This is a genomic window from Chryseobacterium vrystaatense (genome assembly GCF_000737765.1).
In the GTDB taxonomy this organism is placed as follows: Bacteria; Bacteroidota; Bacteroidia; order Flavobacteriales; family Weeksellaceae; genus Chryseobacterium; species Chryseobacterium vrystaatense.
The window spans coordinates 285,445-298,119 of record NZ_JPRI01000004.1 but is presented as its reverse complement, the minus strand read 5'-3'; the positions used below and the strand labels follow the sequence as shown (position 1 = coordinate 298,119).

Sequence of the window (12,675 nt, the reverse complement as noted above, 5' to 3'; positions counted from 1 at the left end):
ATACAAAAACATTAAAATTTAAAAAAATGGAAACAGAGAAAAAAGTAGCGGTAATCGGATTGGGAAATATCGGTAAAGCAGTAGCGACTAATTTAGTAAACAATCAACATAACGTTATTGTAGCAGCAAGAAATGCTGATGAAGCGAATGATTTCGCTGCACAGTCAGGTGGATTTGCACAAAGTGCAACTATTGAGGAGGCTATCAATACGGCAGATATTATTATACCTGCGATATGGTTTGGTTCTTTTAAGGATTTCTTTAATGACAATGGAAACAGTTTACAGGGTAAAATCATTGTTGATGTATCCAATCCTATTGCTCCCGATGGAAATGGAGGATTTAAAAAGATCATCGGAGAAAGAGAATCAGCAGGAGAGCTGAACAAGGTGATTCTTCCTAAAAATTCTAAACTGGTGAAAGCGTTCGGAACACTTGGTGCAGGAACCCTTGCATCATCGTCCAATAGACAGCCAGAAAAAGCAGTATTATTTTATGCTTCTGATGATACCGGCATTAATAATGATATTGAAAATGTGATCAGAAATACAGGCTTTGAACCATTGCGCATAGGTGGTATTGATCAGTCGATCCGAATTGAAGTTTTCGGCGATTTGCACGAATTCGGAAAGTTAGGAAAGACCGTAAACCTTGAGGAAGCGAAATCAAACCTTTGATAATGAAGAAGATATTCATAGCGACTCAGATTATATTCCTATTATCGGCCTGTACAGGGAAGAAGGAAAGCAATGGTCCAACGATTAGTAAAACAACAGAAAAAAATACAATAATGGAAGCCAATATAAAAAAGAATATAGAGGAGACTCTTTACGCCTACGAAAATGCCCTTAATACTTCGTCTACTGAGAAGGTACTGCCGTTGTATACCCAGAACGGAATATTCATGCCTCAGGGAGCGAATAGCGCTGAAGGTCAGGAACAGCTGAAGAAATCCTATGACTTTGTTTTCAAAACACTGCAGCTTAATGTTAAGTTTACCATTGAAGAGATTACATTGATCAACGAAAATTACGCAATAGCACGTACCTTATCTAAAGGGACTCAGCAAATAAATACAGAACGTAGAATAACCCCTGAAGAAAACCGTGAACTTTTTGTAATGGAAAACGAAAACGGGAAATGGAAAATTGCCCGGTACATGTTTAATAAGATGAAATAAAAAAATGCCTGATCAACGTCAGGCATTTTTTAATATATTTTGTCGGTCATGTTTTGATTTTCTGTGGTCTGCGATGACGTTAAAAATGACGGCCAAAAGAATCAGTGTAATACCAATGAGGAGATTGGTGGTAAACTTTTCATGAAACATAAGAACACTTACCATTACAGCAACTACAGGTTCGAGAGCTCCTAAAATAGCGGTAGGAGTAGACCCGATATATTTAATGGCATACACTAAACACAGACTTGAAATGACCGTCGTCAGAAATGCGAAAATAAGAAAACTGACAAAGACAGATACCGAAGGAATAGCAAAAGATTCTCCGCTTGCTGATGCCTTAATCATAAAAAATGTTGAAGTAAAAAGCATCGAATAAAATGAAAGCTTGAACCCTGACACTTTAAGGTCTGATTTATTTACGATCACCATATAAAGCGCATAAAATAATGAACTCAACATTACAATTCCAAGTCCTGCGAAATTGATCTCCAGACCTTTTCCTTTTAAACATAAAACAATAACTCCTGCAAATGCCAATAGCAGAGACATAACAGAAAGTTTATTGAGTTTCTCCTTATAAAAGAAAAATAAGAGCAAAGCTACGATAATGGGATAAATGAACAGGACGGTAGAAGCAATTCCCGGGGTAAGAAAATCATAGCCTATGAATAAAAATTCCGAGGACAGAGCATAACATACTCCAAGAACTGCAAGGATCAGTAATTCTTTTTTATTGATTCTAAAACTTTCTTTGGAATAAAGCAGATATCCGCCTACCATTAAGGCCGAAAATAAAAATCGGTAGAACAAAGTAATGTCCATAGAAAAATGAGCCTGCTTTAGCGGCAGGATAAAAATGGGAATGAGTCCGAATGAAACAGACGACAAAACTCCTAGCAGATAACCTTTAAATTTCATGCGTTATTTAGTTTATAAAAAACCACTGAAAATAATTCAGTGGTTCTTTTTAAGTATATGGCGATATCGATATTACATTTGCTTGTATTCGATATTCATTTGTTTTTCCATTTCTCTGTAATGCCCTGAAGTTAATTTTTCGCGGATACCATCAAAAGCAGCCAGCGTTTCATTAATTTCTGAATCCGTATGCGAAGCCGTTGGAATCAGTCTTAATAAGATCATTCCTTTAGGAATTACAGGATACACTACAACTGATGTGAAAATTCCGTAGTTCTCTCTCAGGTCTTTAGCCAGAAGAGTAGCTTCAATTGTTGTTCCTTCTATGAAAACGGGAGTTACACAGGTATTGGTATTTCCAAGATTGTAACCTCTCTCTCTCAAACCATTTTGAAGTTTATTGACGTTTTCCCACAATTTTGCCTTAATTTCCGGTCGGTTTCTCAAAAGTTCTAATCTTTTTAGACCTCCAATTACCATTGGCATTGTTAAAGATTTAGCGAAAATCTGAGAACGAAGATTGTATTTCAAAAATCTGATAATCGTTTCATCTCCTGAAAGGAAAGCTCCGAAACCTGCCATAGATTTGGCAAATGTAGAGAAATAAACATCAATCTGATCCTGGCATCCCTGCTCTTCACCAGCTCCGGCTCCGGTTTTACCCAAAGTTCCGAAACCATGGGCATCATCTACCAATAGTCTGAAATTGAATTTTGATTTTAAGTCACAGATTTCTTTCAGTTTCCCCTGCATTCCTCGCATTCCGAAAACTCCCTCAGTAATTACTAAGATTCCGCCTCCGTTTTCCTCTGCTACTTTTGTTGCTCGGGCTAAGTTTTTTTCCAAACTTGCCATGTCATTATGCTTGAAGGTAAAACTTTTACCCATATGAAGACGAACTCCATCTACAATACAAGCGTGAGAATCGGCATCATATACAATAACGTCATGTCTTGTCACTAATGCATCGATAGCTGAAACCATTCCCTGGTAACCGAAATTCAATAAATAAGCAGCTTCTTTTTGAGTAAACTCTGCCAATTCTTTCTCCAATTGCTGATGCTGCTGAGTTTCACCGGACATTGCTCTTGCACCCATCGGATAAAACATTCCGAATTCTGCAGCCGCTTTTGCATCAGCTTCTAAAACTTCCGGATGATTACAAAGACCTAAATAGTCATTTGCACTCCAGAAAATTACATCTTTACCTTGAAATTTCATTCTTGGACCAATTGGACCTTCCAGTTTTGGGAAAACAAAATACCCTTCAGCATAATCAGCAAACTGTCCTAATGGACCTGGGTTTTGTTTAATACGTTCAAAAATATCTAACATTTTGTATAGTAATTTTTAATTGAAAAAGTCTTTTCTGCAGAACACAAAAGACTTGATTTGTATCGTGGTTTATTTATTCCTATTTGATGAATTCCGTTTTGAAAACTTCATCGTAATTGTGTACACAGTTATTCACAAAACCCTGCTCAGCCATCCACTTATCACTGTATACTTTAGTAATATATCTCGACCCGTGGTCTGGAAATATCAGGACAATGATATCATCTTTAGTAAGCTCGTGAGACTGAGCATACTGTATCAGTGCCTGAGTTACAGCTCCTGTAGTGTATCCTCCCATGATAGCTTCTTTAAGCGCTATTTCACGGGTTCTGTAAGCAGACATCTCGTCGTTGACTCTTACAAATTCATCTACCTTATCAAAAAGAAGGGCCGCAGGGATCAGATTTTTCCCCATTCCTTCGATTTGGTAAGGATGTACATCCTCTTTATGAATCTCTCCGGTTTCGTGGTAGCTCTTCAGGATAGAACCGTCAGCATCCACACCGATGATTTTGATATCAGGGTTTTTCTCTTTTAAAAATTTACCCGAACCGGACAATGTTCCACCCGTTCCAGTGCAGGCAAAAAGGTGGGTTACCTTTCCTTCTGTCTGCTCCCAAATTTCCGGACCTGTAGTCTGGTAGTGCGCATCAATATTCAATTCGTTAAAATATTGATTGATGTAAACTGAATTTGGGGTCTCTGAAGCTATTCTTTTAGCTACTTCATAATATGATCTGGGATCATCTGCTGCAACATTAGCAGGACAGATATATACGACAGCCCCCAATGCTTTTAAATAAGCAATTTTTTCAGGCTTTGTTTTGTCGCTTACCGCCAGAATACATTTATATCCTTTAATAATACAGACCATTGCAATAGAAAAACCGGTATTTCCGGAAGTAGTTTCTACAACTACTGAATCTTCCTTTAATAAACCTTTTTGTTCAGCGTTTTCTATAATATGAAGTGCTATTCTATCTTTTGTGGAATGTCCAGGATTATATGATTCTAACTTGGCATAAACGGTTGCAGGAATATCTTTTGTAACAGTATTAAGCTTCACCATAGGAGTATGTCCTATTAGGCCAAGAATATTATCGTAAACATTACTCATTATTTGTTATTTTCAATAAAAATCTGACCGCAAAAATACAAAAAAATAAATAATTACTAAACTTTTGTTTGATTTCAAGCCAGCGATTCGATAAAATTTATTTTCTGATTTGCAATCTTAGCTGAAGTACGGTCACAAATACTACGCCAAATTTTTTAAATTTTGTTAAAAACACCATAGAATGCTATAAAAGCCTTATTTTCGCGTAATTGATTTAATACTATGAAAAATTGGACTTTTAAGCAATGGAACACCGTTTTAGGATGGGTGATTTTTGTCATTGCATTTTTCACGTACTTGTCGACCATAGAACCCAATTTCAGTTTCTGGGACTGCGGCGAGTACATTTCCTCTGCTGTAAAACTTGAAGTAACGCACGCTCCCGGAGCTGCCTTATTCCAAATCGTGGGTGCCGTGGCAGCCATTTTTGCTTTAGGAAAAGGCGAAAATTATTCTATCATCATCAATGCAATGTCTGCATTGTTCAGTGCGCTGACTATTTTATTTTTGTTCTGGACAATTACTCATTTTGTCAGAAGACTTTTAAACAAAGATTTTGATGAAGTTACGAAACACCAGGAAATCTCCATTCTTTTTGCAGGAGCAGTGGGCGCATTATGCTTTACGTTTTCAGATACCTTCTGGTTCTCTGCAGTAGAAGGAGAAGTATATTCTATGGCTTCAATGTTTATCGCATTGCTGGTATGGCTGATCACCAAATGGGAAAATGAGTATCTGGCAAAAGACAGCGAAAGATGGATTATCCTTATTTTCTTTGTATTGGGACTTTCCGTAGGGGTACACATGATGGGGATGCTTGCAGTACCAGCAGTATGTCTGGTTTATTATGCAAGAAATTACAAATTTACCTGGAAAAACTTTATCTGGGCCAATGCGATTACGCTGGGAATTTTGATCATTGTTTTCAAAATTATTTTCCCGCTGATCATGACAATGTTCGGAAGACTTGAAATATTCTTTGTGAATGGGCTTGGACTTCCTTTCCACTCAGGAACGATCGTCGCATTTATTTTAATGACAGCAGTATGTTTCTTCATTATTAAATATGCCAGAAAAGCTAAGAAAAATATTTACCAGACCGCTGCATTGTCAGTCGTTTTTATGATTATTGGTTTCTCTTGCTGGATGGTCATTCCAATCAGAGCGAATGCGAATCCTCCAATGAACCTTAACGATCCTGATACAGCAATCGGAATGCTGGATTACTATAACAGAGAGCAGTACGGTGACTGGCCTACCATCTATGGACAGAACTATACGGCTTTTCTTGATGCCAACGGAATTGAGAAAAATGAAGACGGAAGTTTTAAGACTCAAAAAACAGGTGAGATCTACGAAAAAGATGAGAAAACAGGAACGTACAGAAAGACAGGAGACCGTTTCAACTATGTCTTCAGTAAATCTCAGATCAGCTTAATGCCAAGAATGTTTAATGAGGATAAGGATGTGATGGGCAACTATATTTCGATGTATGGGGCTCCGGATTTTACCTTTAATTATGCTAACGAAGATGTAGCAGACAATCCTCAGGCGAAGCAGATTTTTGATGAGCTTAGAGGAAAATATGAAGATAAATCTATTACAGCGGCAGATTACCTGAAAGTTAAACCGTATAATCTGATCAATGTTCAGAAGCCTTCACTGGCTCAGAATATGGACTACTTTATCACATTCCAGAATGGATATTACTTCGTACGATATCTGATGTGGAACTTTGTTGGAAGACAGAATGACCTTGAAGGAAACATGGAAAATACGAAAGGAAACTGGATCTCAGGAATTTCTTTTATCGATAATGCTTTATTGGGGAATCAGGATAAAATGCCTGCTAAATTCCAGAATGAAAGTACCGTTAAGTTTTTCTTTTTACCATTGATCTTAGGATTGATCGGTTTCTTCTTCCAGTTGAACAGAGACTTCGGAAGATTCTACGCTCTTCTTTCATTATTTGTTTTAACAAGTGTTGGAATTATTTTCTATACAGGAGTAAAACCTTTTGAGCCAAGAGAGAGAGATTATGCCATGGTAGGCTCCTTCTATGCATTTGCGATCTGGATAGGAATGGGAGCCGGGGCTATTATGTGGTTCCTTCAGTCTAAAGTAAAATCCAATGGAGCTAATATTGCAATCGGAGTGGTTTTATTGGGAGTCCCTTTTATGATGGGCTTCCAGAACTATAATGTTCACGACAGAAGCAACAGATATACAGCGTATGATTATGCTTATTCCGTATTGAAGTCACTTCCGAAAAATGATATCTTATTTGTTTACGGAGATAATGATACCTATCCGGTATGGGCTATTCAGGAAACTGAAAGATTCAGAGATGATGTGAAGGTGGTTAACTTCACCCTTGCTTCAACACCTTGGAACCTGGATCAGATCAAGAGAAAAACATATAATGCTGCAGGAATTCCAAGTGAACTGACTCATGATGATTACAGAGATGGCGTCAATGATCAGATCTATATGATGAAGAAAGAAGACTGGGAAGGCGTGTTCTCTATGTTGAAAGAACAGGGAGTTCCCGACAGTCAATTCGGAGCCTTCAGAAAATACCTTACACAGGATTCACTGACATTGAAAGAAGCTGTAAATTTTATCAAATTTAAATCTCCTGAAAAGGATGAGCTTTTAAAAATGTACTTCGGGGAAGAAAAATTTGAAAAATACAATATTCTTCCGGTGAATAAATTCATTCTTCCTGTTAATAAGGAGAATGCACTGAAAGCAGGAATCATTACTCAGGAAGATCTTCCGAATGTAGTGAATCAGATCATGATTACTTACAAAGGAAATACATTATATAAAAATAACCTGATTATGCTGGATATGCTGGCGAATTTTGATTGGAAGCGTCCGATCAACTTTTCATCAGGAGGAATCTACGACAGTGAAAACATCTTCTATCTGAATGAATACCTTCAGTTTGACGGATTCAGCTACAGATTGGTACCTATCCATACGCCTCCAAATGCAGACGGAGATATGGGAAGAGTAGATACCAACTCATTATATAATGTCGTGAAAAACTTCAGATGGGGTAATTTTAAACACTTGAACAGCCACTTTGACGAAACAGCTACTTCAAATATTATGAGCTACAGAATGTCAGCAAGCAGAGCTGCATCAGCACTGGCATTAAACGGGCAGAAAGCTAAAGCGGTGGAATTACTTGATCTTGCATCAAGAGAAATCCCTGCTGAGAAATTTAATGATCCACGTTCATTAAGTGCTATGGTAACAGGATACATCATTGCCGGACAGGAGAAAAAAGGTCTTCAGCTGGCAGAAATCCTTAAAAAAGGAATCTTTGAAGAATATGATTATTATTTAAGCCTTGCCCCTGGAGATCAGAATTTTGCAAGAAGACAGATGAGAACAAAACCGATGGAATATTCTCTTGTCGTTTCTGCGGTTACAGATGCTTATAAGAAATTGGGTCAGGATGACAAAGCGTATCAATACCTTGTTAAATCTATAGAGCCAATCGATAAAAAGTTCAATACCTTCATCAAAGAGCTTCAGCAGATGGGTAAAGAAAAAGCGATGAAGGAGTCTGAAAACGTACAGAAAATTACTCCTTTCTACCAATACTTATTTGATGTGATGGAACCTTTTGATTCTACGTATTCAAAAGAAAAAGAAAATCAAATCACCACAGCAATTATTAAAGTAACACAATAAACATTAAAAAAAAAAACGGAACTTCGGTTCCGTTTTTTTGTTATTGGGATTCCTGAATTTTAAGATTATATTTGTGATCTAAAAATGCGTGATGGCAAAAAACACCAATAACCGACTCCCAATCTATGCTGTGATTTTCACAGTGATTATTAAACTCCTTTTTTTACTGACCCACTATATTCAGGAAGATGCGTTCATTACCTGGAGAGTGGCTCAGAACCTGCTGGACTACGGAGTGATAGGCTTTAATGGGGAAACCCGGATTTCAGCTTCTACCACGCATCTGTATGTTTTCGTATCGTATATATTCAATCTGATTTTTGGTAAAGAATATTTTATTGAACCATTATTGATTTTTAATTCCATCCTTTTTACGATAGGAACCTTATTCCTTGCCCATTTAACACTTAAAAACCCCTGGCAAAAAGCTATATTTATATTTCTGATCGGAATTCTGCCGCCAGCAGTGAAGATCTCTATTCTGGGAATGGAATACGGAATTCTTTTCTTTCTTGAAATGGCACTTCTGTATTACGGTTTTAGTAAAGGAAAAAAGTGGGCACTGATTCTTCTCCCGCTTTTGATCATGTTCACAAGGATTGATACCGTAATTTTTCTTGGGATTGTATTTTTGGTAGATATTTTTTGGAATAAAAAGATCAGGTGGAGTTATATTTTCGGAGGTATTCTGGGGCTTTTATCGGTGCTTTCATTCAACTGGTTATATTTCGGAGAATTGGTCAATAATACTATTGTTGCCAAAAAACTTCTTTACGAACACCATTTTACTTTTGAGCAGAATCTCAATTATTTTCTGGTAAGCTTTGGTAATTTCTGGGGAATGCTTAAACTTCCTGGAAGTTTTAATCCGGTGACCATTATTGTCCTTATTTTTGAGCTGCTCTGTTTTATATATCTGGTAAGACAGCGGGAAAAGAGGAATTATTTTTTATGGATGATATTCCTTTTCGGTTGGGCAAAACAGATTATTTTCATCTCTCAGAAAAGTTTATTCGACTGGTATTACTGGGTGCCTCAGCTTCTGCTGTTTGTTCCTGTTCTTATTTTTGTGCTGGAGCAGAAAGAGAAACGTAAGCTATGGCTGTCTCTTCTGGTTGTATTCTATATTTTACCAATGACCGTTTTTCAGACCATACATTCGATTGCTACAGGAAACGGAGAGTGGAATTACCGCCGAAAAATAGGGTTGTTTTTAAATACCTACGAGAAAGATAAAAATCAGTGGATTCTATTGGAACCGGCAGGTTATGTTCCTTATTTTTCAGGATTAAAAACCATTGACGAAGTAGGACTGGTAGACAAGCAGATCCAGACGGAAGTTAAAAAAGACAAAGCTCATTACTGGCTGAATACGGTAAAAAACAGAAAACCAAAATATCTTCTTTCTTATAATAATCTGTTTAAGGGGAAAGATGCGGTATATTATATGGAGCATTACAGGCTTCTTCAGGAATTTCGGGTACAAGACAATCTGAAAAGTGATAACCGTATCCTGGAAAAGATCTACCATCTTAAACCTTCGGGAACAGATTATAATTTATACGTTAGGATTGATTGAAAAAATGGAAGTTAGAAATTAGAGGTTAGACGTTAGAGGTGAGAAATTAAAAATTTTGATGGACGACCCTTAATTCAAAATTCAAAAATTCTAATACCCTCAAATCTGAAAAATCTTCAACTCAAAAAAAAACCATAAAGCAAAAAAATATGAAGTACTGTGCTTTTCTCCGCGGTGTCAACGTAAAAGGAACCAATATGAAAATGGCTGATGTATGCCAGGTCTTTAAACAGGCCGGAATGCAGGAGGTAGGTTCTGTACTGGCTTCAGGAAATATTGTTTTTTCTTCTGAAAAAAAGGCAGAAGATTTGAAGGGAATTTTGGAAAAAGCGATGTCTGACCATTTTTCGTATGAAGCTTTTTTATTCATTAAGTCTCTGGAAGAAACCGAACTTTTTTGGAAAAATATTCCTTTTGAAAAAAATGAAAACCTGCATATTTACGCTTTTGTTGGAAACTCAGGAATAGAAAGTGTTTTGATGGAAGAATTTGAGAAAGCTTCCAAAACTGAAAACGAAAAAGCTGAGATTTCCGGAGAAATATTTTACTGGCAAGTCCCCAAAGGAAATACTCTGGATTCTACCTTTGGAAAGGTGTTGGGAAAGAAAAGCCTTAAGGACCAATTTACCAGTAGGAATATCAATACATTTGAGAAAATTTTAAAGAAAATGTATTCCTGATTAGATTAATAATCACTAGTAGGAAAATATATGGAAAAGAATGACTTTTTACATTTTGTTATTACCGAACCCATTCGTGATATTCTTGTGAGTGGATATGTCGATTTACAAAATATACCAGTATTTCATCCCTTATATGAACGTATTTATTTAATATTTGATCAAATTAAAATTGAAATCTGTGTTGGTGATGAATCGAAAATTATTTTTACGGTTATTGAAAATATAAGGCAATGGATTGATGTGGATGAGGATGACCTATTTTCTGTAATGTCAATATATTCACTTGTATTTAAAACAGAACAAGTGATACGTATCATATCAGCTGCGTGTGGTGATTCGTTACTTTCTGGCTTAAAGTTAAAGTATATCGATGGTGAAGCTGAAAGATGTGTGACATTTGATCCTAAGAATTTTTTCGGGTTCAGCTTTGAATAATGAGTTACCATTTCGTTAACGATGTCAATAGAAATGTTTCTGAGCATTTTATATATAGGATGATGTATCATAATGTATTCATTGCGAAACAAAATTCTGTTAGCTCTCAATAATTATGGTAAAACTGTCCGTTTAATCAAATAAATATCTTATGAAATCCCTCTGTAATGGTAATGAGATTTGAACAGGTAATCATGTATATACGAAAGACAGAGCAGTAGGTTTCTTGCATGTGATTCTGATCGACAAGAATGCGACATGATACCATACATTAATAAAAATGAGCGAAACGGATTTGAAGTTAATTGTTTTTACATCTTTTTTGGGGGCAATAAAAGATGGTATGCGAGCTATCGCATATGACCTTATATACTTGCGTGGATACTTTTCCAGAGATCCAAATAATGACGATTAATGCTGTTACAGAAATAATCGCATCATACCCTCAATTTAATAGACAGAAAATAGAACTTACTCGATCGAATGAGTCTATTGGGATTTTAAATCCGTACAAAGGCTGGGTATTTGTACGCTGTGAGAACTAGATGATAGTATTCCATAATTCTTTATGGAAAGCTGGCTGATTATTTTAAAGCTGAAGATTGGATACGAGTCAACTATACGGCTAGGGCAATAAGAATTTATTACAATCAATACTTCTTGCTAGAGCATGATAGCTAGGATAAAATATAATTTAGTCTTTTAGAAAGCTGCTTAATCGAAAACACACAATGAAAATATTTTCTAAAATTCAATGTATTGATGTTCATGGTCTTATAGTTAATATATCCAGTTTGTCATCTCGAATCTCGAATCTTACATCTATTCCCGCCAAATAATTTCCAAGTCTGAAACTTTCTCAGTATTTTTACTGAACTTTTAATTACAACAAAATGATTCAGTATTTAGATAATATTCAGCACAAAGATTCAAAGAACTTTTTCCTTATTGCAGGTCCTTGTATTATTGAGGGAGAAGATATGGCTTTAAGAATTGCTGAAAAAGTGATTAACATTACAGACAAGTACAATATTCCATATATTTTTAAGGGAAGCTTCAAAAAAGCAAACAGAAGCCGTGTAGATTCTTTCACATCCATTGGAGAAGAAAAATCTCTTGAAATCCTTAAAAAAGTAGGAGAGACGTTCAATATTCCTACTACAACAGATATACACGAAAATGACCATGCGGCTTTGGCGGCACAATACGTTGATGTATTGCAGATCCCTGCGTTTTTGGTACGCCAGACCGATCTTTTGGTGGCTGCGGCAGAGACCGGAAAATGTGTAACGTTAAAAAAAGGACAGTTTCTTTCTCCGGAATCGATGAAATTTGCAGTACAGAAAATTACAGATTCCAATAACCAGAAGGTAGCCATCATTGAAAGAGGAAATTCTTTTGGGTATACAGATCTGATTGTAGATTACAGAGGTATTCCTACCATGAGAGAATATGCACCGGTCATTTTGGATGTAACCCATTCATTACAACAGCCTAATCAGAGTTCGGGAGTAACAGGAGGAAGACCTGACCTGATCGAAACAGTGGCCAAAGCAGGAATTGCAGTAGGCGCAGATGGAATCTTTATAGAAACACACCCAACACCGGAAACCGCTCTATCAGACGGAGCCAATATGCTAAGATTAGATTTATTAGAAGATTTGTTAAAAAAATTAACAAGAATTAGAGAATCGATTTTGTAATTGTTAAAAAATCC

Annotated in this window: 10 protein-coding genes; 7 read left to right on the top strand and 3 right to left on the bottom strand. The window is 36.4% G+C overall.

Features of this window, described 5'->3' with window-relative positions; genetic code table 11:
- Positions 1 to 26: 26 nt before the first annotated feature.
- On the top strand, positions 27 to 677 hold the full coding sequence (locus IW16_RS13390) for an NADPH-dependent F420 reductase (RefSeq protein WP_034745357.1): 651 nt from the start codon (positions 27 to 29) through the stop codon (positions 675 to 677).
- Between the two features lie 2 nt (positions 678 to 679).
- The gene (locus tag IW16_RS13385) at positions 680 to 1,180 is read left to right on the top strand and encodes a YybH family protein (RefSeq protein ID WP_051890214.1); all 501 of its coding nucleotides are present in this window, start codon (positions 680 to 682) and stop codon (positions 1,178 to 1,180) included.
- Between the two features lie 18 nt (positions 1,181 to 1,198).
- Here the strand turns inward: IW16_RS13385 and IW16_RS13380 are convergent, their stop codons facing one another.
- The 3 genes from IW16_RS13380 to IW16_RS13370 all read right to left on the bottom strand — a co-directional run bounded on the left by IW16_RS13380 (position 1,199) and on the right by IW16_RS13370 (position 4,553).
- A complete protein-coding gene (locus IW16_RS13380; protein ID WP_034745030.1) occupies positions 1,199 to 2,101 on the bottom strand; it encodes a DMT family transporter in 903 nt (300 codons plus the stop codon).
- Between the two features lie 72 nt (positions 2,102 to 2,173).
- Positions 2,174 to 3,436 carry an aminotransferase class I/II-fold pyridoxal phosphate-dependent enzyme gene (locus IW16_RS13375; protein WP_034745029.1) on the bottom strand — a complete coding sequence of 421 codons (1,263 nt, stop codon included), beginning with the start codon at positions 3,434 to 3,436 and terminating at the stop codon, positions 2,174 to 2,176.
- A gap of 79 nt (positions 3,437 to 3,515) precedes the next feature.
- Positions 3,516 to 4,553 (bottom strand): PLP-dependent cysteine synthase family protein, encoded by a 1,038-nt coding sequence (locus IW16_RS13370; RefSeq protein ID WP_034745028.1) that lies wholly within the window; start codon positions 4,551 to 4,553, stop codon positions 3,516 to 3,518.
- A 222-nt stretch (positions 4,554 to 4,775) separates the two neighbouring features.
- Here IW16_RS13370 and IW16_RS13365 point away from each other — a divergent pair, with 222 nt between their 5' ends.
- From IW16_RS13365 to kdsA, 5 genes are all read left to right on the top strand, one after another.
- Positions 4,776 to 8,261, top strand: coding sequence for a glycosyltransferase family 117 protein (locus tag IW16_RS13365; RefSeq protein WP_034745027.1), 3,486 nt, complete (start codon positions 4,776 to 4,778; stop codon positions 8,259 to 8,261).
- A gap of 91 nt (positions 8,262 to 8,352) precedes the next feature.
- Entirely contained in the window at positions 8,353 to 9,840 is a 1,488-nt protein-coding gene (locus tag IW16_RS13360; protein WP_034745026.1) for a hypothetical protein, read from the top strand.
- A gap of 149 nt (positions 9,841 to 9,989) precedes the next feature.
- Complete coding sequence (locus IW16_RS13355; protein ID WP_034745024.1) at positions 9,990 to 10,520, top strand: DUF1697 domain-containing protein; 531 nt, start codon at positions 9,990 to 9,992, stop codon at positions 10,518 to 10,520.
- Between the two features lie 30 nt (positions 10,521 to 10,550).
- Positions 10,551 to 10,958, top strand: a complete 408-nt coding sequence (locus IW16_RS13350) for a hypothetical protein (protein ID WP_034745022.1) — start codon at positions 10,551 to 10,553, stop codon at positions 10,956 to 10,958.
- Between the two features lie 893 nt (positions 10,959 to 11,851).
- A complete protein-coding gene (gene kdsA, locus IW16_RS13345; RefSeq protein WP_034745020.1) occupies positions 11,852 to 12,661 on the top strand; it encodes a 3-deoxy-8-phosphooctulonate synthase in 810 nt (269 codons plus the stop codon).
- The last annotated feature ends 14 nt before the right edge of the window (positions 12,662 to 12,675 follow it).